This window comes from Brevibacillus sp. NPDC003359 (genome assembly GCF_042878995.1).
Lineage (GTDB): Bacteria > Bacillota > Bacilli > Brevibacillales > Brevibacillaceae > Brevibacillus.
In genome coordinates this window covers 336,789-358,514 of record NZ_JBIAOR010000003.1, presented here as the reverse complement: position 1 = coordinate 358,514, position 21,726 = coordinate 336,789, and the positions used below count along the sequence as shown (strand labels likewise).

17 protein-coding genes and 1 pseudogene are annotated in these 21,726 nt (G+C 49.7%); 2 read left to right on the top strand and 16 right to left on the bottom strand.

The annotated features are described in order from the left end of the window. Positions 1-14: 14 nt before the first annotated feature. Genes ACFYU8_RS13395 through ACFYU8_RS13365 form a run of 7 tightly spaced genes read right to left on the bottom strand, consistent with a single transcriptional unit; the run spans position 15 to position 8,128 of the window. On the bottom strand, positions 15-1,412 hold the full coding sequence (locus tag ACFYU8_RS13395) for a flippase (protein WP_390299470.1): 1,398 nt from the start codon (positions 1,410-1,412) through the stop codon (positions 15-17). A 23-nt stretch (positions 1,413-1,435) separates the two neighbouring features. Beyond that, on the bottom strand, positions 1,436-2,131 hold the full coding sequence (locus ACFYU8_RS13390) for a CpsD/CapB family tyrosine-protein kinase (RefSeq protein ID WP_390299465.1): 696 nt from the start codon (positions 2,129-2,131) through the stop codon (positions 1,436-1,438). Next, complete coding sequence (locus tag ACFYU8_RS13385; RefSeq protein WP_390299462.1) at positions 2,106-2,858, bottom strand: YveK family protein; 753 nt, start codon at positions 2,856-2,858, stop codon at positions 2,106-2,108. Before ACFYU8_RS13385 ends, ACFYU8_RS13390 begins: the two co-directional genes overlap by 26 nt. After that, positions 2,851-3,939, bottom strand: a complete 1,089-nt coding sequence (locus tag ACFYU8_RS13380; protein ID WP_390299459.1) for an LCP family glycopolymer transferase — start codon at positions 3,937-3,939, stop codon at positions 2,851-2,853. The genes ACFYU8_RS13385 and ACFYU8_RS13380 overlap by 8 nt, the downstream gene beginning before the upstream one ends. Beyond that, a complete protein-coding gene (locus tag ACFYU8_RS13375) occupies positions 3,936-5,831 on the bottom strand; it encodes a polysaccharide biosynthesis protein (protein ID WP_390299840.1) in 1,896 nt (631 codons plus the stop codon). The genes ACFYU8_RS13380 and ACFYU8_RS13375 overlap by 4 nt, the downstream gene beginning before the upstream one ends. 40 nt (positions 5,832-5,871) lie before the next feature. Beyond that, a complete protein-coding gene (locus ACFYU8_RS13370) occupies positions 5,872-7,152 on the bottom strand; it encodes a nucleotide sugar dehydrogenase (RefSeq protein WP_390299456.1) in 1,281 nt (426 codons plus the stop codon). Then, a complete protein-coding gene (locus tag ACFYU8_RS13365; protein ID WP_390299453.1) occupies positions 7,145-8,128 on the bottom strand; it encodes an NAD-dependent epimerase in 984 nt (327 codons plus the stop codon). Before ACFYU8_RS13365 ends, ACFYU8_RS13370 begins: the two co-directional genes overlap by 8 nt. A 193-nt stretch (positions 8,129-8,321) precedes the next feature. On the opposite strand from ACFYU8_RS13365, the gene ACFYU8_RS13360 reads away from it, so the two are divergent. Beyond that, positions 8,322-9,860, top strand: coding sequence for a glycosyl hydrolase family 28-related protein (locus tag ACFYU8_RS13360; RefSeq protein WP_390299450.1), 1,539 nt, complete (start codon positions 8,322-8,324; stop codon positions 9,858-9,860). 56 nt (positions 9,861-9,916) lie between these two features. Here the strand turns inward: ACFYU8_RS13360 and ACFYU8_RS13355 are convergent, their stop codons facing one another. Further along, positions 9,917-10,318, bottom strand: a complete 402-nt coding sequence (locus ACFYU8_RS13355) for a hypothetical protein (RefSeq protein ID WP_390299447.1) — start codon at positions 10,316-10,318, stop codon at positions 9,917-9,919. Positions 10,319-10,423: 105 nt separating this feature from the next. Further along, a complete protein-coding gene (locus ACFYU8_RS13350; RefSeq protein WP_390299837.1) occupies positions 10,424-13,297 on the bottom strand; it encodes a DNA translocase FtsK in 2,874 nt (957 codons plus the stop codon). A 170-nt stretch (positions 13,298-13,467) separates the two neighbouring features. On the opposite strand from ACFYU8_RS13350, the gene ACFYU8_RS13345 reads away from it, so the two are divergent. Further along, on the top strand, positions 13,468-14,742 hold the full coding sequence (locus tag ACFYU8_RS13345) for a hypothetical protein (protein ID WP_390299444.1): 1,275 nt from the start codon (positions 13,468-13,470) through the stop codon (positions 14,740-14,742). Between the two features lie 63 nt (positions 14,743-14,805). Here ACFYU8_RS13345 and cysC read toward each other — a convergent pair whose 3' ends face one another. The 7 genes and pseudogenes from cysC to ACFYU8_RS13310 form a co-directional block, all read right to left on the bottom strand. Continuing rightward, the gene (cysC, locus tag ACFYU8_RS13340; protein ID WP_390299441.1) at positions 14,806-15,411 is read right to left on the bottom strand and encodes an adenylyl-sulfate kinase; all 606 of its coding nucleotides are present in this window, start codon (positions 15,409-15,411) and stop codon (positions 14,806-14,808) included. 38 nt (positions 15,412-15,449) lie between these two features. After that, positions 15,450-16,589: a sulfate adenylyltransferase gene (gene sat / locus ACFYU8_RS13335; protein ID WP_390299438.1), complete on the bottom strand. Its 1,140-nt coding sequence runs from the start codon at positions 16,587-16,589 to the stop codon at positions 15,450-15,452. A 44-nt stretch (positions 16,590-16,633) separates the two neighbouring features. After that, positions 16,634-17,350: a phosphoadenylyl-sulfate reductase gene (locus ACFYU8_RS13330; RefSeq protein ID WP_390299435.1), complete on the bottom strand. Its 717-nt coding sequence runs from the start codon at positions 17,348-17,350 to the stop codon at positions 16,634-16,636. A gap of 19 nt (positions 17,351-17,369) precedes the next feature. After that, a complete protein-coding gene (gene cobA, locus ACFYU8_RS13325; protein ID WP_390299431.1) occupies positions 17,370-18,884 on the bottom strand; it encodes a uroporphyrinogen-III C-methyltransferase in 1,515 nt (504 codons plus the stop codon). A gap of 64 nt (positions 18,885-18,948) precedes the next feature. Further along, on the bottom strand, positions 18,949-19,188 hold the full coding sequence (locus ACFYU8_RS13320) for a DUF3906 family protein (RefSeq protein ID WP_390299428.1): 240 nt from the start codon (positions 19,186-19,188) through the stop codon (positions 18,949-18,951). 31 nt (positions 19,189-19,219) lie between these two features. After that, positions 19,220-20,836 (bottom strand): annotated as a pseudogene (locus ACFYU8_RS13315) (nitrite/sulfite reductase). Continuing rightward, the gene (locus ACFYU8_RS13310) at positions 20,805-21,614 is read right to left on the bottom strand and encodes a sirohydrochlorin chelatase (RefSeq protein WP_390299426.1); all 810 of its coding nucleotides are present in this window, start codon (positions 21,612-21,614) and stop codon (positions 20,805-20,807) included. The pseudogene ACFYU8_RS13315 and the gene ACFYU8_RS13310 overlap by 32 nt, the downstream one beginning before the upstream one ends. Positions 21,615-21,726: the final 112 nt, after the last annotated feature.

Sequence of the window (21,726 nt, the reverse complement as noted above, 5' to 3'; positions counted from 1 at the left end):
GTAAGCCACCTTCTTCATGACCTCGTCTTCGAGAGCGAGACGGAATATTTTTCGGACAAAAACGGGATATACCACGTGCGAAAACCAAAATATTTTGATGCCCAATACGAAGCACAAAGATCTCGACAGATCAGGCTGATCGAAGTAGCAATGGCGGCCCCGATAATTCCATACAACGGGATGAGACAAGCGTTTCCGATTATGTTTAGTGCAGCTGAACAGACAAGAATATTACGGGCCGTTTTTTGATGCCCGGTCATCGTCAACAAGGGGATGACACTGCCTGTGCAAAAATTGACAAACTGCCCCAGGCACAGAACCACAAGGACAAGGCTCTCACTCGCAAACTCTTCGCCAAAAAAAGTGAGCAACGGAACAGCAAATATAGCCACCAGCAGATTGAGAGGAGCAGAGGTGAAGAAAATTAAGCGATTGGCGAACGCAATCATCTTTTTCAAACCGTCCATATCATTACGTGCGTACAGTTCAGAGAACTTGGGAGAGAGGATGGTATTGATGGAAATCAGCGCGAAGCCCGTCACCATTGCCAGGCGAATGACCACACTGTATACTCCAACAGTCTTTGCATCCGTAAAAATGCCCAGCATGATCATATCTGTCCACGTCATAATCAATTCCATCGACGAACTGAGATACATGGGCAATGCGACTGCAATAATTTCCTTCATCCCAACGCCTGGCTCTCCCGTGGTCACCTGTACACCCTTACGGAATCCTCGGCTGGTAGCATACCACTGCCCCATCCCATAGACGGCATTCAAGATAACAGCAGCCGCGAGCAGTTGAATCAAGAGCATCGTACTGGGTTCGAATAGAGGAATGGCGATGAAAAGAAACACCAAGTGCAGAAAACGCATACCAACGATATCGACAGTGATCGAGATGACAACCCGATGCAGTGCCCGAAACGCAGAAGCATACAGCCTTGCAAGTGACACAAACGGAAGCATCCACGCGACGACTCGCAGTGCCTCTGCTGGCAGTTCCCCTGCAAAAACGTAGGCGGACACCTGCTCCGAGAACACATGCAAAAGTACTCCGAGCACAAACGATATCAGCGTCGTCCATAGCAGTACTTTATTGAATACTTCGGAAATCTGGTAAAGCGAACCTTTCGCGCGAAACTCCGAGAGAAAGCGGATCATGGCTGTATCCGTCCCCAATACGGCCAGCACCATTCCAATATTCATCAAGGTGATCGTCAGCGAATAGATGCCAAGGCTCTCGGCTCCATACTCTCTGGCAATATAAAACTGCAAGAGATAGAGCAGCACGAAGCCAAGGAGCCGAAACAAAAACGTGAAGGCCGAGCCGCGAATCACTTCGAGAACATCGCGATCTTTAGGCAGACGGCTCCATTGTCGTTGCCAAGCTAATTTGAGGGCATGCATGCCTACAAACGCCCCGCTTTCTGCTATGCGTTGTACCCATAACCGTAGTAGCCTTCTCTCTTCCCTACCTTTTTGTTGTTGAGAACAACACCGAGCAGGTTGGCTCCAGCCGCTTTCAACTGCTCTACCGCTTTGAGAGCAGAATCCCGCTTCGTCTTGCTTGCATCTACGACCATGACACAACCGTCCATTTCCCTCGCCAGCACCATTGCGTCGCTTACGATTAATGGCGGGCTGTCGACAATCACAAAATCAAAGTTTTCGCGCAGGTATGCCATCAATTCCAAAAGCCTTTGCGTACCGAGCATTTCCGCCGGATTATGCTGGATCGGCCCAGCTGTAATGATTGACAGCTCTGATACCCCAGACGGTTGAACAATATCGGAAATCTGGCACATATCCGAAAAATAAGAACTGATCCCGTACAGATTTGGCATATCAAAGGTGAAATGCACGCGCGGATTGCGCAAGTCAAAATCAAGCAGCACCGTTTTTTTGCGATCCTTTGCCATCATCAAGGACAGGTTGGCAGCCGTGATCGTTTTTCCCTCAGAAGCCCCTGGACTGGTGACTAAAATCGTTTGCATCAGCTGGTCGCCCATGGAAAATTGAATGTTTAAGCGAAGGGTACGGTAGCCCTCGACCAGTGGAGACAGCGGTTCCCAATGGGCAATCAGCTTTTGGTAACGATCATCAGGCTTCTGCCTTCTCATACTCATTCCTCACTTCCTCCACCTTGGGCTGGCGAAATGCCTTCCGCGTTTTTTTGTCGATCACTGCAATGGTTGCCAGTACAGGTAAGCCTAAATACTCCTCTACTTCTTTTTCCGATTGAAGTCGAGTATCCATCTGCACAAGCAAGAAGACGACGACTACAGACGTTGCCAACCCGAGGACAAAGGCGATCACCGAATTGAGGATCGGTTTTGGGCTCACTGGAATGGCCGCCGGATTGTTTCGGGCTTCTGCCAAAATATGCACGTTATTCATGCTAAGCATTTTGACGACTTCTTTCTGAAAGGTCGTCGCGATTGTATTGGCGATGAGCACAGCTCTTCCCTGATCCGGGTCTTCCACTGTAATGGAAATAACCTGCGAGTCTTTGACTGGCTCCACCTTTGTATGAAGCAACAGATCCTCCATCGTGGCGCCGGCCCCTATCACTTCGAGCACCCGTTCCATCACCCGCGGACTTTCAATAATGACCCGATAGGTCTCAATCAATTTCAGGTTTGAATCAATTTCCGCGACGGATAGCACGCTCTCTACTGTTGAATCAAGCGAGCGATTCACTAATATTTCCGTCTTTGCCTGATAAATCGGTGTCAGTAAATAAAAGCTCACGAGCGCTGTTCCGATGGTGCACAAAAAGGTGATCAAAAGGATCAGCTTCCAGCGCTTCAACAACACCAGGAGTATTTCTCGAAGATTAAGCTCCTCATTCATTCTGCTTCCCCCTTTGCCCCGCCATGCTGTCATTTCCTTCTTTCGGCAGTTGTACGGGAGGTTCGATTTGTTTGCGAAAAGCTGAAAGACTCTCGGTCAACTTCTCACGCTCTTGCGGGCTGACGATATAGTAGTAGATTCCGTTGATCATTTGTCCCTTTCCTTCCAAACGAATCGTCTCGACGGAGGTAACTGCCGTACTGTAGCTCAAGGCAAGCTGTTTCATCACATCAAAAGTCATGTTTGTTTTCACGTATTGCTCCATCGTCGTAAGGACGTCATTCAATCTGGTAGGCGACGCAAGGGTCACGCCTTTATCCAGCAATGCCCTGATGATTTCTTGCTGTCTTTCGTTGCGCCCGAGGTCGCCTCTCGGATCTTCGTAGCGCATGCGAGCGTAGACCAAGGCTTGCTTCCCGTCTAACTGGATGGGACCGACTGGAAAGGTGTAATCCGCATAAGTGAAGGCAAGCTTGTTGTTGACCTCCACTCCTCCCAGCGCATCGATCACACCTGCGAATCCTTCCATATTCGCGGTCACCACGTAATCAATGGGAAATTGGAGAAACTGCTCGACGGTGTCTACTGCCTGTTGCACTCCTCCGAATGCATATGCGTGATTGATCTTATCCTGGGTACCTTTGTGAGCCATAGCTGTTCGCGTATCACGCGGTATGCTGATGAGCAAAGCAGATTTTGTTTTCGGGTTGACGGAGAGTACGAGGATGACATCAGAGCGCCCCTTGTCATTCTCGCGTTCATCAACGCCAAGAAGCAGCAAGGTGATCGGTTCTTTGGGCACGATAGCGGAGTTCTCCACTTCAGCCGCAGGCGGTGTGGCTGCTGCTTGTGAATTCATGGTCGGCGATTGTCTCACAGATGCTGGTTCGGTCGCTACAGGTATGTCGACAGATTTCTGCGTGCGGACAGGGAGGTACATTTTACTGGCCGTTTCTTTCAACGACAGATAGACATACAGACCATATCCACTCAAGATGATGAGACATATCAATCCTCCCCATGCAATCAGCCGCTTCCATTTAATCGTGGCGATCTTTTCCTTCCATTTGCTGATGCTCATCCGATCGCCACTTGATAAGGGACTGTTGTAGATTCTTCCTTCACGTAAGAAGTGGATTGATAGCCAGGAACGATCCCTTGCAAAATCTCGATGATGGATTGTTTGTCCTCCATCGTCGCTCCTTTGTCTGCAATTTGCTCCAACCGAGCAATCCCTGCCAAGAGCTCATTCCAAGAAAAATCGAGCGGCTTCCCAATGAAGATGCGATTATGGCAAGTAGACGTCAAACCTTCTTCAGCCGTCAAAATTTCTTCGTACAGCTTCTCGCCCGAACGCATTCCCGTGAAAACGACTGGAATATCCTTCACAGGCTCCAAGCCTGCCAAGCGGATCAGGTCGAGGGCCATATCGACAATTTTGACCGGTTTCCCCATATCGAGAATGAATATCTCCCCTCCCTGAGCGAGTGCCCCCGCCTGGATGACGAGCTGGGCAGCCTCAGGAATGGTCATGAAAAATCTCTCCATATCTGGATGCGTAATGGTAACCGGTCCACCTGCCCGTATTTGATTGAGAAAAACCGGAACGACACTCCCCCTGCTCCCCAGGACATTTCCAAAACGAACAGCCGCAAACCGGGTAAGTCCGAAATGGTTATAACCCTGGATCAGAAGCTCAGCGATCCTTTTTGTGGCCCCCATCACACTGGTTGGATTCACTGCCTTGTCCGTCGAGATCAGGATGAAATGAGAGACGCTGGTTTCCAGCGCGCATTCCGCAACGTTTTTCGTACCCAGAATGTTATTTTTTAATGCCTCACACGGGTTGTTCTCCATTAACGGTACATGCTTATGGGCTGCCGCATGAAAAACAACGGCGGGACGATATTCATGCATAATAGAAGCAATTCTTTGTCTGTCACGAATATCTGCAATCAGGCTCACTGTCTCCTGCTCAGGAAACAAACGCGAGAGTTCCAGGCTCATTTCAAAAATGCCGTTCTCTTCGTTCCCCAAGAGAAGAAGTTTCCTCGGGCCAAATCTAGCTATTTGTCTGCAAAGCTCGGATCCAATCGAGCCGCCCGCTCCTGTCACAAGTACAACTTGCTGCCGCAAGTACCCCGTAATCTCTTCCAGATTGACCTGAACAGGCTCCCTTCCCAATAAATCCTCCAACGCTACATCCCGGATCATGTTCATCGTGATTTTCCCGTTGATGATGTCTGCTACGTGCGGCAAAATTTTGACGCTCGCTCTCGTCGTTTTGCAAATATCGAAAATCTCCTTAATCGTCTGCCGGGAAGCCGATGGCATTGCAATGACGATGTCTGATATGGACAGCCGTTGCACGACGCGGGCGATGTCATCCCGATTCCCTACGACTGGCAAACCGTACACGCGCAGATTTTGTTTACTGGACTCATCATCGATAAAGGCTACTGGACCCAGCTCCGACAAAGGCGAGGTTTTCATCTCTCTGGCTACGAGCACACCTGCGCTGCCTGCCCCGATAATTAATGTGCGCCTGCGATCCTGGGTTCTCTTCTCCCGCTCTTCATACCACCATTTCCATACAAACCGGGAGCCTGTGATCCCGAGCAAAACAAAGGCTAGTGTCATGAGAAAGAGTGAGGTGGGAAATCGGATCGACCAACCAAGTAGGTACGACATTTTCAGCACCAGGTAGAGGGCCAAAACGGAAAAGCTCGTAGCTAATATGATCGAGACCAGTTCGCGTACACTGACATAGCGGAAAACAGGTCGATAGAGTTGAGCAAAATGCATGCCTGTCACGACGAACAGTACGTGGCCAATCATCAAATACACAGGTTGATATTCGCTTATCTCCGTGAAAGAAAAATCAAATCGAACCAGGCAGGCCAACCAGACCGCCAAGCTGATAATTCCTGCGTCCGATAAGCTTAACCAGAATCTTCTCTTCCGGTAGCTCATATTCATCCGCTCCAGGTGATCGTTATTCAAAGATTGGTCATCATAAACGCCACAGGCTAATTTCTGCCGGGCATGTTTCGCGATTTAGCACGCTTTTCACGTCTGCGATGACACCTTGCCCCTGATACAAGAGCCCGGCAAGCTCCTCCCATCCCAGGTGCAGATATCGCTCATGAGGTACGGCCAATACAATTCCGTGGGCGGGCTGCAATTCATCCCACTCTCGCAGTTGAATCCCGTATTCCTCTCTCGTCCGCTCTGGACAAGCCAATTCATCGGTCACTTGGACCTCTACTCCGAACTCCTTCAGTTCCTGGACAATGTCGATGACTCGACTATTGCGAATGTCCGACACGTTTTCTTTAAAGGTGATGCCCATAATCGTAATCCGCGAGCCTTGAATCGCAATGTTTTGCCAGATCATTTGCTTCACGAGTGAAGTCGCGACGAACTTGCCCATTCCGTCATTGATGCGTCGTCCAGCCAGTATGACCTGCGGATGATAACCAACACTCTCCGCCTTGTATGTCAAATAGTACGGATCGACGCCAATGCAATGACCACCGACGAGTCCTGGAGAGAACGGTAGGAAATTCCATTTCGTTCGAGCGGCTTGGAGCACATCTACCGTAGAAATGCCCAAACGGTCAAAAATAATCGAGAGCTCGTTGATCAAGGCGATATTGATGTCGCGTTGCGTGTTCTCAATCACCTTGGCTGCCTCAGCCACCTGAATCGAGGGCGCTTTGTGGATACCTGCCTCTACAATCAACCCGTACATCTCGGCAATCGTTTCACACGTCTGGCGATCTTGCCCTGAAACGACTTTGATGATCTGGGACAATCTCCGTTCCCGATCCCCTGGATTAATTCGTTCAGGTGAGTAGCCGACGAAAAAATCAATCCCCGCCAGCTTCCCAGACGCTTGTTCCAATACAGGAATACAAATTTCTTCTGTCGCCCCCGGATAGACTGTGGATTCATAGACGACGATGGTCCCTGAAGTAAGATGTTGCCCAACGCTTTCAGACGCGAGAATGAGTGCCCGCATATCGGGCCGTTTCGCAGAATCGACAGGAGTGGGTACCGTTATGATGATAAAATCGCACGCTGCGAGACTTGCGGGGTCATCCGTGTACGTGATGTTGGCCCGTTTCAGCTCATCTGTCGACATCTCACCCGTTTCGTCCACTCCGCTCTCTAGACTGCGTATGCGTCTTTCGTCGATATCAAAACCCACCACCGGAAGCACTTGGCCAAAAGCAATCGCTACAGGCAGTCCTACATATCCAAGACCTACTACCCCCACTTTTTTACGCATGCGCGACACCATAATAGCTGACGTACCAGTCTACAAAGCGAGATATCCCCACATCGACTGGTGTTTTCGGCCGAAAGCCTGTCGCCTCATACAGAGCTTCCACTGACGCATAGGTAGCAGGAACATCCCCTGGCTGGATGGGTAAATAGTCGCGAATAGCCTTTTTCCCCAGCTTCTCTTCCAGTATCGAGAGAAAAGCAAGTAAATCAATTGGCTGGTGATTTCCGATATTGAACACCTCATGCGGCGCCTTATCCCCTTCCCTTTGGGGAATACGATTCATCAGTCGCAGCATCCCTTCGACGATATCGTCCACATACGTAAAGTCCCTCGTCATCTTGCCGTAGTTGAAAATGCGGACAGGCTCTCCCGACAAAATCGCCTTGGTAAACGTATAAAGCGCCATATCGGGTCGTCCCCAAGGCCCATATACCGTAAAGAAGCGAAGTCCCGTCGCAGGCAATCCGTATAAATGACTATAGGTATAGGCCATCAGTTCATTGGCTTTTTTCGTTGCTGCGTACAAGCTGACCGGCTCATTTACGGGATCGTACTCCGCAAAAGGTAGCTTTGTGTTCCCTCCATAGACGGAGCTCGAGGATGCGTAGAGCAAATGCCTGACTCTCGTCCGTCGGCATCCTTCCAAAATGTGCAGAAACCCGGTGATATTGGAAGTCGTATAAGCATGAGGATTTTCCAGACTGTACCTGACGCCCGCTTGAGCGGCCAAGTGAATGACAATCTCCGGCTCCATTTCTCGGAACAACTCGTCCATTTTGCTCTGATCTGCAATATCCGCTTTGATAAAACAAAATGATGGATACGCTTGGAGGATTTCCAGTCGTTTGCCCTTCAAAACTGGGTCGTAATACTCATTGCAATTATCTACCCCCCACACCGTCTGTCCTTGTTCCAACAGCTGTCGTGCTACATGAAAACCAATAAATCCAGCAGCGCCTGTCACCAAAATCGACATACTATCCACCTCTTTGCTTATTCATACGGAGGTTCTAGGACAAATATGCCAGTGGTTGCCCGAAGTTTATGGAACACATTTTTTATGGAGTCCATGCCCTTTTTACGAAATGGTTGTCAACATTTGAGAAATGGTTGAATGAAATGAAAAGAAGACAATCTTGTCTACCAATTTTTTGGAGGAGAATGCTTTTATGTGGATTGATGTAAAAACGTACGGAGCAAAGGGGGATGGAGTGACCGACGATACCCAAGCAATTCAGGCTGCCTTGACTGCTGCTCTGAACTTGCAAATTCCTCTGTTTTTCCCTGCTGGCACCTATATCATTGAACCAAACAGCCTGGAGGTCATCCTAGGAACAGGAAAAAGCCTAGTGATGCAGGGAATCGGTCCTTTTTCCGTGTTAAAAAGGAAAGCCAATTCAACTGCAGCAGATTGGCGCTGGCTGTTCTCGATTACGTCCACGGGTGGTGATGCGGATTCTTTTGTGGTCAACAACCTGAAGATTGATTCCAATGCAAGAGCAAACCCACTGCCTCCCGATCCTTACGATTACGAGCATTGCGCCGATTTCTACATTCGGGGTGCCGGTCCTAGCAGCTATATCAATTACGTAGCGCTTCGACAAGTATGGTGTACGGATGGAGTCGCCGACCATTTTTACTTTGCCGGGGAAACAAACTGCTATGTCCGCTCTGTGCAAATTACCGATTTTTACAGTGACAACCGCAAGCGTACACGCTCTGACGTTACGGTGACGGGTGGCCTGGAACGTCTGAATGCAGCGAATGTAGCGTGTGATCGTTTTGAGGTTGAGCTCAATGAAGGGTACGATGGAGCCACACCCATGCTCGTAAACCTGAGCAATATCTCTTGCCGTCAACAGCTCGACTTGGAGGGATATCTGTCCACCCCGATGGTCGTGCAAGGTAGTCAGCTTGTTTCTCTCAGTAGCTTCAGTCTCACTGGTATGACAGGCTGTATCAGCTCCTCTGTTTTTTATACGGCACCTGATCAGAAAAATAGGGTGAACTTTATGAAAAACATGACGTTCAGCAATTGTCGCTGGGTATTGCATACGACCGCACAAGGAACTACGAAGACGGTTGGTACCGGTCTTACGGTGGACTATTCGGATGTCGGACTTGTATTTGATGGCTGCAGCTTCGAGGCCAATGATACGGCAGCTTCCATCGGCGGCTACGCCTTGAGCTTGGAGCCATGGGATGTGCTCGCCGAAAGACAAGTAACCGTGAGAAACTGTTCGTTTGACCCTAGGTTGACCCAAAATATTTCATTGAACCGCTGCGGAAATGTCTCCCTCGAAAACAACCGTTATTCCGGTTCTGATCACGCGATCATGCTCTACGGCACCGGAACGTATCCAGTGGTAGTCACCGTAGATGGAGGGGACTTCAGCCAGGTTACTGGAAAAATGTTTTATCACAAGTCTTCGGATAAAATAACCCTCTCGATGAAAAACCTCCCTGTTCCTGTTTCCCTCACTAGCGGCTACAAGTCCGAAAACACTTCTTATATCCCAACTGTTTCAATCAACGAGCGTGTCGTGTATGTGGCAGCAGCCCCCAGCGCCTCCGTCAAATACGGCGGGATCAAAGGCGATACACTGCGCTTGATCACTCCTGTAAACAATCAACCATGCGAATGGATAGCGACTACGACCAATAAGACTGCCTGCACCTGGATGGCGACCAAAACGGCCAAAAGCTAAGGGTAATGAAAAACATCCATCTGGCCCCTCGTTGTGGGATAGATGGATGTTTTTCATTACGCAATACGCTCCAAATCCGGATTGTACCGTTTCACATAGGTATAAATTTCTTCCCCAAGCAATTGTGTTCTCACAAGCTCATCTGCCTGTTGAGTCAAATGCTGGGTGAGTTGAGTGGTACCATTTTCGATTCGTCTTTTGGCAGCCTCAGGCAAGGTCAGCACATGTGGTACGAGCAGCTGCAGGTACCAAACGCCCTTTTCTTCCTCCGACACATCGATCTCCAGCTCCATATCTGGGCTGTCAAAATCGTATAGCTGGTTAAAGAGCGACTCCCTTTTTTCCAGCGTCATTGCGGCAATGTCGATTTTTTCCACGCTCAAATAATACTCTTCATTGAACAAGACAATTTTGTCGTCCATTTCCTGATACTTTTTCGCTAGCGGATTCATCGTCATCGATCCTTTCCATCTCACATCTATCCTATAGCATACTACCTTACTGAATATTTAGGCAACTCGTCTGATTAGAAAGGGCCTTGCTCCATGCAAGACCCTCGTTTTTTACAGAAGTGTCGATCCTTCCACTACGGCTTGGGCGTCCTCCTTGGAAATAAGGACAGCGCGAGCCTTACCGCCACTTTGCCCTGCGACGTACCCATCTGCCTCCATCATTTCGATGAGACGGGCAGCGCGGTTATATCCAACGCGGAAACGGCGTTGCAATCCAGATGCAGAAGCTTGTCCCTGATCGGCAACGTACACGAGTGCTTCCAGATACAACGGATCATCTCCGCTGTCAAATGATGCTACCTGCTGCTCCAAATCTTCCTTACTGAAAATGTACGCAGGCTTTCTTTGTTTTTTGATCATCTGCGTGATTCGCTCGATCTCGTCATCCGAAACGAAGTTCCCTTGCAGACGAACCGGAGCTGTGCCGCTCTCAAGGAACAACATGTCCCCTCTGCCCAACAGTCGTTCTGCCCCAGACTGATCGAGAATCGTACGAGAGTCGACTTGGGAGAACACGGCAAAAGCAAGACGAGTCGGTACGTTTGCTTTGATGTTACCGGTAATGACATCTACGGATGGGCGCTGTGTCGCTAGGAGCAAATGAATACCGCAAGCGCGTGCCTTCTGAGCAATCCGGATAATGCAATCCTCCACATCCTGCGGCGAGACCATCATCAGGTCAGCCAACTCATCAATGACGATCACAATATAAGGCAGCTGATCATCTGTCGTCTGATTGTAGCGTTCAATATCACGAACTCCCGCATCTACGAACAGCGCATAACGCTTCTCCATTTCTTCCACGGCCCACTTGAGAGAAGCCGTTGCTTGCTTGGCCTCTGTCACGACTGGCGTGACCAGATGCGGCAAATGATTGTAAGGAGCGAGCTCTACCATTTTCGGATCGATTAAGAGCAATCTCACTTGTTCAGGAGTCGCCTTGTATAGCAGACTGACGATGATAGAGTTGATGCAGACACTTTTACCTGAGCCTGTCGAGCCGGCAATCAAACCGTGCGGCATCTTTTTAATATCCGCAATAATTGGGTCTCCACCGATGTCCATACCGAGTGCGACTGCCAGCGGAGATGAATGCTCCTGAAACTTGTCTGAGCTAATGATCTTCTCAATTAACACAGGCTGACTGGACATATTCGGGACTTCGATTCCGATGGCATTGCGTCCTGGAATCGGTGCCTCGATGCGAATGTCTTTTGCAGCCAAATTCAGCTTGATATCGTCAATCAATCCCGTAATCTTGTTCACTTTTACGCCGGGAGCCGGTTGCAGCTCAAAGCGTGTCACGGATGGACCTTTGACAATCCCTACTACCTGAGCGCTGACATTGAAATTCGCGAGGGTCTCTTCCAATAACAGCTTTTGAATTTGGGTATGCTCATCGTCGTCACCGCTGACTGGCGGGCTCGGATTCAGCAGTCCCAAATCCGGCAAAATGTAAGGTGGGTCCGCTGACTCTGCTCCTCGGTCTGCTTCATTGGACGTGTCTTTTAACGGAACCGACACTGGCTGCCTAGTAATGGATGCCTGGGACATGCTAACCGGCTGTGCAGCAGATGAAGCTGGGACTGGGACGGATTCTGCATCTGGTTCTTTAACTGGTTCTGCCACTGGTTCTACAATCGGTTCCACAATTGGTTGAACAATAGATTCAGGCTCTGTTTGCTCTGGCGCATCTTCGCTGACCGAATGAGCTCCTGTTGAACTGAGTTCCTGTGACGAATCTATTTCTGCTCTTTCTAGCAAACGGCTGATAGCAGATGCATAGGCAGGCTCTTCGACGCCATCGCTCAATGGCTCTGTATCGGCTTCTCGATTCTCATACCCAACAGAATGAGACTGCACATTATCGCCATCATTCTCGCTCTCCACCTGGACAACCGCACTGAGTGTAGTGATCAGTCTATGCTCGGCTTCCTCATGGGCTAGCCGCTCTTCAATAGACTCCGATTCCTGCTCTTCGGAATTCACACTCACCATTATTTCCGCAGGCTCGCTCTGTACTATTTGTGCCTCTTCTTCATCTATCACTTCAGCTACGGTCTCTTCGGCTTTTGGCTCGAATGCTTCAGAATCAAACTCTTGATGATCTGTTGCTTGCGGCTCCGTCTCCATCATTTTTCCTTCTATTTCTTCTATTACCGACTCTTCCATTTGTACGGAAGCAGCAACCTCATGTTCTGAATCAAGAACTTCTGTCACAGCAGGCTCTTGCCCCTCTGGAAAATATCGCTCGCTTATCTCTTGTTCCCACTGCTTCATCTGCTGCAAATGCTCTTCTTGCTCCAAACGCGGATAAATGATTCCCGCCGTCGTATGAATCCGATGCTCTGCCTCGCGCGTCGCCGGTGTAATCTTCCCATAAACAGGAGAAACGATTTCAGACGGCTGGTAGGCACGCTTTTCTTCTGCAGAAAAAATGGGTCTCGTAACTTTTTCCGCTTCTTTTTGTTGCGACGTACGATTTGGACGCTGCGGTATTTCGTTGTTGTTCTTGACAAGCTCAGGTTTCTTTTTCTCGAAAACGGGCTCTGTCTTTGTTTCCAACACGCGATCATTTGCTGTACGTACTGTTTCACGCTTAGGCTCGAATCGCTCACGAGGTGCCTGCTGGCGAATGCGCTCATTCGATTCGGCAGGATTCACGCTATGATTGCGCTTCTTATCCAAATAGTCATCCGGAACAACTGGAAAACGAAATTGACGCTCTCTTCTTTGACGTACATTGTCTTCTATATCTTGATTGTTTACCCGTTCTTTTGGGTAGATGCTTTTTGTTTTCGCCTGAGGCTGACGGGGAGCGGGAATACCTGTTGTGTTACCGGTTCCTACTGAACGGCCTGCTTCCTCTATTTCTTCTCTTTCTCCCTGAAAAAAGTTCATCAGCTTTTGAAGCCACGACCACATGTTGCAACGCCCTTTCTTCACTAACCATCTTTTCCCCTTCATCTTACCACGAAAATGGGGCAGAATTAGCTGGATTGTGATTTTTTTCCGTTTTTGCGAAACCTTTTCTCTATTTGTGCGTAGAAGAAGAGGGGAATAAAAAAATAATATACATAGGGGAGGAACACATCATGTGGAAAAAAGGAAGCGCCCTTCTGGTAGCAGGTACTGTATTGCTGACCGGTTGTGCTGGCGAGGCATCACTGGTGCGTGATTCTATCGTAGCGACAATTGACAAGCCAAACTATGATTTTGAAGGCTCCTTGAAGCTGACAGGCGACGTTGAGAAATTGCCTGAAGCATTCGGAGAAACGGCTGACAAAGAAGGAACGGCGTTGCTGTCCGCTTTGAAAGCAGGCGTAACAGTAAAAGGTTCCCAGCTGGATCTGGACACTGTGAAGTTTGAAGTAGAAGTAAAAGACGACAAACTCCTGCGCGACAACAAGCTCTGGGCAGGTGACAAAAAAGCATCTGTTGAAACGATCGTTGACGAAGATAAAGTCTACGTGAAGTCTCCACTGGACAGCAAGTACTTGGTAATCGATCCGAACGCATCCAATCCTTTCATGGCTGAGTTTGGCGGATCCGATGCTGCTAACGCTGCGAAACTGAAAGACTACCAAGACAAAATGAACGACCTTACTTTCAACTTTGTTAAAAAGTATGTAAGTAAATATGGTTATACATTGACTGACGCGAAAAACCATGGCAAACAATCCGTTACATTGCCGAACGGTGAAAAAGTAGAAGCGACTCACGTAACTGTAAAAATCGACACAAAAGAACTCGTGAAAATGTTCTTCTTCACAGCTAACGATGCAGTAGCTAGCAAAGAAGTAAAAGATTTTGCGATCGATATGATGGTACTGACTACTTCCATGACAGAAGATCTGTACCCAGAAGCTGGCAAGAAAACTACAGAAGCAGAGAAGCGCGCAAATGCAGAAGCAATGATCAACGAGAGCATGGCTGAAGCGAAAAAATGGTTGGATGAAACAGGTAAAGTATACACACCTGAAAAAATCGTAGAAGAAATGAAAAAAGAAGGCTTCCACAAGCTCGCTTGGAACCTCGACTTCTACATCGACAGCAACAAAATGCCTGTGAAACAAACAAGCGATCTGAGCGTAACTTTCCAAGCTCCTGAAATGAAGCAAGCAGTGACAATCGGTCTGGCTGCTGATCAATATGCATACAACTTCGGTAAAGCAACCAAGTTCAATGCGCCAGCAAAAGATGCTGGTCTGACTGTAGAACAGCTGGTGAAAGATGAAAAAGCAATCAACAGCTTTAGCGACAAAGGCTTTGTTCGTCCAATCGCTGAAAGCATGGTTGAACAACAAAAATGGATGGAAGAAATGACTAAGGATCTGGAAGCTGAAGAAGCAGCAACCACTACTAAGTAATATTTTTCCTCACGAAGAAAGCACGGCGCCTCTCGCGTCGTGCTTTTTTACGTACTCATGAAACTAGAGAATATTGTGCTTTTCCAGGTATGTAAGGACAATCTGGACAGCTTCTTCAATCGTCTGCTTGTCGCTCTCGATCACGAGTTCCGCTTGAACAGGCTCTTCATACGGTGCTGAAATCCCCGTAAACTGACCAATCTCCCCGCTTCTCGCTTTTTGGTATAGTCCCTTCACATCCCGGCGCTCACACTCATCCAATGAACATTTTACGTATACCTCGACGAATTCTCCCGCCTCTACCAATCTACGCGCAAGCTCCCGGTCTTCCCGATACGGAGAGATAAATGCCGTCAAGGTAATCACACCTGCATCTACGAACAGCTTCGCGACCTCACCAATTCGGCGAATATTTTCCCGTCTGTCCTCTGCTCCAAACCCCAATCCGCGGTTTAAACCGTGACGAATATTGTCACCATCCAGTATGTAACTGGCTAATCCTCTTTGATGCAGTTCATGTTCGACTGCATTGGCCAACGTCGATTTTCCAGCACCAGATAGCCCCGTAAACCATAAGACACAGCTTTTGTGGCCTGCACGCTTCTGACGGTCTTGTTTGGTTACCGTCGCCGGATGCCATACGATATTCGCGCTACCCTCTCTACTCATCGTCTCTCTCCTCTCTTACAACCGATTTTTCCAGCGGATTATACGGTCACCGGTCGCAGCCCTTCGATCAATACCCGTGCGACCTCAGGACGGCTAAATTCAGGTGGAGGAGCCTCTCCGCGCGACAGCATTTCCCTCACCTTCGTCCCGGACAGCGCGACATGATGCTCACTATCATGCGGGCACGTTTTGCTAGAGCCCATGTTTTCGCAAGTCTTGCAATAAAAGCTGTTCTCGAAAAATAATGGCGTAATTCCTAGCTCCTCTGGCTGGAACTGGCGGAAAATATGCTGGGCATCGTACGTCCCGTAATAGTTGCCAACGCCCGCATGGTCCCGGCCCACAATAAAATGGGTGCAACCGTAATTCTTCCTCACCAATGCGTGAAAAATCGCTTCCCGCGGTCCTGCGTAGCGCATGGCAGCCGGAAACACGGCCAGCTCTACCCGGGTAGCCGGATAGTATTTTTCCAGCAATACCTGATAGCTGTTCATCCGCACATCAGCAGGAATGTCATCCGCCTTCGTTTCGCCCACGAGAGGATTCAGAAAAAGACCATCGACAATTTCGAGAGCTGACTTCTGGATGTATTCATGGGCGCGGTGGACTGGGTTACGCGTCTGAAAACCGACAATCGTTTTCCAGCCCTTCTCAGCAAATCTTTCTCTCGTTTGTGCCGGATCGAAGTGATGGCTGGCAAATGGCCCTTTTTCTGTACGTTTTACCAACGTGATGGGCCCACCCAGATAAACAGCAGGACGATCCAGAAGCTTCTTGACGCCGGGATGATTCGTATCGTCGGTCCCATAGACGAGCCGGGCCTCTCGCTCCTTATCCGGCGAATAAATGTCTGTAATCTCCAGAATGCCGTAGACCGACCCTTGATGGCTCAACCGGACCTTGTCTCCGATCTGCAATGCACCTGCTGCAGTAGTCGAGACTGGAAGCGTAATCGGAATGCTCCAAACGGCACCATCAGCGAGCCTCATCTGCTCCACGACGGAAATGTAATCGGCACGATTTAAAAAGCCTTCAATGGGGCTGTAGCCCCCAATCCCGATTAACTCCAGGTCTGAGAGTGCAAATGCATCGATCTCCACCTCATGCGTAGTCAGTGTCAGGTCCGCCTGTAGATCAAAGCGATTCACCAGCTCTCTCCCTTGAGGTTTTCCACTCATACCAAAATCTCTCCTATCCTCGATTTGTTTCTTTTGCTCTCTATCTACTTTGCGAGATGCAGACCGCATTCCGTTTTGCCCACTTGCGCCCAGCGTCCGGCTCGGGAGTCCTCGCCCGCTTTTACCGGATGAGTGCATGGAGCGCAACCGATGCTCGGGTAGCTCTGGTCGTGAAGGGAGTTGTACGGCAATTCGAATGTACGAATGTACTGCCACACTTCTTCTGACTTCCAGTGTATGAGCGGGCAGATTTTCAGCGATTGGAACTTTTCATCGCGATTGATAAACGCGACATTCGCTCTCGTAGCAGACTGCTCTCTGCGAAGTCCTGACATCCATGCAACTGCTCCAGTCAGCACGCTCTCCATCGGCTGAACCTTACGAATATGGCAACATAAATCCGGCTGCCTGAGCCATAGCTCTTCGCCATGCAAGTCTGCCTGCTGTGTCAGCGTGATGTCCGACTGGTTGATCGTCAGACGCAGTTCGGGATACCGTGCGCTCACCTGTTCAATCAAGCTGTACGTCTCGGTAAAATGAAGATTGGTATCCAAAAAAGTGACTTTGGCATCCTTTTTCACATCACTGATCATATCGAGCAGCACCATGGCCTCGGCCCCAAAGCTACACGAATAAATCAAATCATCTGAAAACATCTCGTAGGCCCATTTGATTACGTCTATGGTGTCGCCCTTTGCGAGACTATTATTGATGGAAGCGAGTTGTTCTTCTGTAGCTGACGCATAATTCAGCTGGCTCATGTGCCCCCTCCTTGCCCATTCATCGTACTACTTTCCCTGCGGACCCAGCCGACAACACGGGATGCGCCCCGCGCTTGGCATTGTCGATCCACGTCAGGAGCCCTTCTATATCTCCAGCATGCTCTACAGGACTGCTCACGATTTGCCAGCCTATTTCTCTCGCTGCAGCTACTGTTTCCACATCGGCGCATACTAACGGTGTCTTTTCCCAAGCATCGCCAGCGAATTGCTGCAGTGCTGACAGCGCATAAACGTCAGTCGTGGCAAGCCAGTCAAATGGCACTTCTCCCACTTTGGTATCAGGGTGTGCCTCTTCCCATTCCACCGTGCCCGCTTGGTTCACTTGAATCACCCTGCCGTGGGATAACTGAATGGTTTGCGGTTGCCTTGCCCCTAGGTAAAGCACCTGCTCTTCTTTTTCCAAAGCTAGTAAGTCGGGCAACGCCAGTAGAGGTGTGTTTTCTTCCAGTACCAGCTCTGGGTATATCCCGCTTTTTTCGAAAGCCTCGAAAGCCCCTTGCCCACAAACAGCCAACTTACTCGTCAATCGCCGGATATCATAACGCTGTTGTCGTAAGCCAGCAGTAAAAAATGACACCTGCCGTTCATCTGCGAAGACGAGCCAACGATAAGCAGCCAGCTTTGTTAACGGTGTGTCAAAAGTGCAGCGTTCGATCAGAGGAATCGGCATGACTTCAGCGCCCAGCTGCTCCAGTGTGCTCACGAGCTTGTTTCGCCCTTCCTCGCTCGCTCTGCCAGCAACGGCTACCCGCTGACCGAACAACGGGCGCGATTCGTACCAGTTCAGCGATTCGCGCAATCGAACGACCTCACCAACAATGATGATGGACGGTGCGGCAAAACGAGCTTGCTCTACTTCTTTATCTATTGTCCCAAGCTGGCCGATCAACGTCTCCTGCTCACGCACCGTCCCCCAGCGCACGAGAGCAACGGGCGTATGGGCGTCTTTTCCATACGCAAGAAGGCGCTCCCTGATGCGAGGCAGATTTTTCACACCCATGTAGATGACCAACGTTTCCATCGAGGCGAGTGCTGCCCAGTCCGGTTCCTTCCCCGCATTTTTTTCACACAAGTGACCGGTGACAAAAGCGACGGAAGAATTGTAGTCACGATGAGTTAGCGGAATACCCGCATAGAGTGGAGCCGCCATCCCGGAAGTAATCCCCGGCACGATCTCAAATGGAACAGAATGCTCCCGGCACATCTGCGCTTCCTCTCCTACACGCCCGAACATGCTCGGATCTCCGCCTTTCAGTCGAACGACGTACTTCCCTTTTTGGGCTTCTCGGATGAGCAAGAGGTTGATCTCCTCTTGTGGTAATGTATGATGATCGGCCTCTTTCCCGCAATAGATGAGGGTGGCTCCCTTTTTTGCGTGCGAGAGAAGCTGCGGACTTGCAAGGCGATCGTACACAATCACATCCGCAAGGCGAAGCGACTCCATGCCGCGAATCGTCAGCAGCTTGTGATCACCAGGTCCAGCCCCGACAAAAACGACTCTGCCTGTGTTCATTACGGATCCGTCCTCCTTGCTGCTTAGTTCCTTCACAGGAAGAGCCCTCGCCGTATTGGCGACGTTATCCAAACTTGGCGGTCTCCACTACGTACCCGACTCCTTGGCGTCCGAGCGGCTTCTTTTCTACCAGACTCAGCTCATTTATACGAGGTGGCGCTATCGTATGTCGCAAGAGATTGTTCTCGGCTGAAGAGAAGGCTCGCTCATCCGTTTTGGCGATCACCACAACCGTCAGTAGCCGCCCTTCCTCCAGCACGGCTTCCAGCTTGTACAGGTAGCTCTCTGTTTGTTCCTCTGCCATGAGATGTCCCTCCTCGCTCGAAAGATAGCCATTACGCGGTTTGAAAAATCGAGTCTACCTGCTCTTGTATCTGAGAAAGTCCTACTCGTTCCACGTAACGCCAGTATGGTTCGCCTTCTTGACGATCCACCTTGTAAAGCATGATCAGTTGGGCAAGGAACGGACCGAGTCTGTCCACGGTGATCCGTGCGTTGAGCTTGCGACTGAATTGCGGCTCTTCCAGTGTCCCGCCTACGTGGATATCAAATGCCTAAATCATCCCGTTCGGTGTCTTGACCAATGCGCCTTGCAGGCCGATATCCGCAATTTGGCGCTGACCGCAAGAATTCGGGCAACCAATCATATGAATGCGCAGCGGTGTTTCGAGAACGACTGTATCATCCAAATATTGAGCCAGCGAACGCATCCGCTCCTTGGTCTCCACAATAGCCAGATTGCAATATTCCGTGCCTGTGCATGATACGGCATACCCAACAAACGTATTGGGCTTCAATTTGAAGCGGTTCACAATAATCGGCTCATTACGGAAAGCTGCAACCTTCTCTTCGGGAAGGTTGCGAATCAAGACGTTTTGCGTGTTACAGGTGCCAATCGTTCCATCGCCGTATTCGTCCGCCAGACGGGCAAGTTCATTTAGTTCCTCTGCATTCATCCGCCCAACGGGAACAGACAAACCTGCGTAGTACAGTCCTGCTTGGCTCTGCTCGTGAATGCCGTAAAAATATCCGCCATTCCAGCCTGAGGTTAAATCGATACCACCCGTCTCAAGCTCGCCAACCTGCTCCAATAATTGCTCCTTGAACTTTTCCGGTCCCCAGTCAGCGACCAAGAACTTAAGACGTGCATGCGTACGTTTTTGACGGTAGCCGAAATCGCGGAACAAAGTCGTAACTCCTGCCGCTACTTTGACGACCTCTTCTGGTCGCACGAAAACATCTAGTTGCTTCGCCAAGTATGGCTTCGCTGACAAGCCACCACCTACCCAGACGTGGAAGCCGATAACATCCTCGCCAGCAATGACCTTTTTGGCCGGAGTGAAAGCCAGGTCGTTGATTTGTGCATGCGCGGCGTTATGGATATTGGCAGAAACCGATATTTTGTACTTGCGTGGCAGATTCGAGAAGTCGCGATTGAGCAAGAAGAATTTTTCCAACTCCGCAACGATTGGGCGTGTATCCAGCACTTCATGCGGATCAATTCCTGCCAGTGGGTTCCCCATGATTTGCCGCGGGCAGTCTCCACATGCTTCATAAGAGGAAAGCCCCACTGTTGCGAGCCGCTCAAAAATATTAGCGAGCGATTCTACCGTGAGCCAGTGAAATTGCACGGCCTGACGTGTCGTCACATCCACCAGATCACGTCCATAATCCTCCGCGATCTTAGCGAGCACCCGAGCTTGTTCACTGCTCAAAATGCCTCCAGGTATGCGCACGCGCATCATAAAGTTGCCGTCCTTTGGTCGCTGCTGATAGACACCTGCCCATTTAAAACGATCCATGTCAGAAGATTCAATCGATGCCAAACCTTCTTTGGAATAGGTGTTTACGATCGTCTCGATGACGTCCAGTCCATCTTTTTCCAGCTTCGCAAACTCCATTTTGTTGAGGGAGGGATCATCAGCCCATTTCCACTGCTTTCTCTCTGCCATGCTCATACATGCTCCTTTGTGAGAAGATGTCCGTTACCACTGCCATTCGAATCGACTGAGTCATCCAGTCCGCAATCAATGGGTGAGGCAAGTACGCACTGCCCTCATAGCGATAAGCCAAGCCCGCAAGCCGTTTCGGGATCGCTTGTCGCGTGAAGTAGCCCTGGCTGACGAACAGTGGAAGTACAAGGACGTCCCCTTTTTGTGCCAGTGAACAGGCTTGTTCGTACAACGTATCGGGTCTCAGTGTCGCATATCCGGCGGCAGCGAATGCGTAGCGGTTTTGCAGACGGAATGTCAGGCGCAGGAGTAGCTTTTCCCAGCGCTCATGACATCCAGGCAAGTCACTGCCGTGCCCGACGAGCAACAAAGCTTCCTGACTAGGTGCCAGCGATAGGCTTGCGATTCGCTCTGCCACGATCTGCTCGACGTTTACGTGATCTTCCAATGGCGGACACCAGAGAATTCTTGCCTGAACCGGAACGCGAATCAGGTCTGTCTCTCCTATAGGCCACGGGTCCAGTCCAAGCATTGCGCGGATTTCCCCTACGTGATTGCTTCCTGCCGTAGCGAATAGCGGAACGACGACAATCGTTGCCGCTCCTACTGCTTCCAGACGTTTCACTTCATCACTGATGCTTCGTCCTTCCACTCCTCCCAAGTAAGCTACCCGAATTGGCAAATCAGTGCGGCACTGCCAAACGGCTGATTCCACCAGCGCCAACCAGTCAGGATCGGGCGAACCGTGAGCAATTACCAAAACCGCTGTTTTCGCCATCGGATAATCCCTCTTATCCAAACTTATTTTGTAATTCTTATATGTTTACTCGGAATTATAATTGGGATGTATTGTCTCGTCAATAACAAAATCTTTTGAATGGTAAAAACAA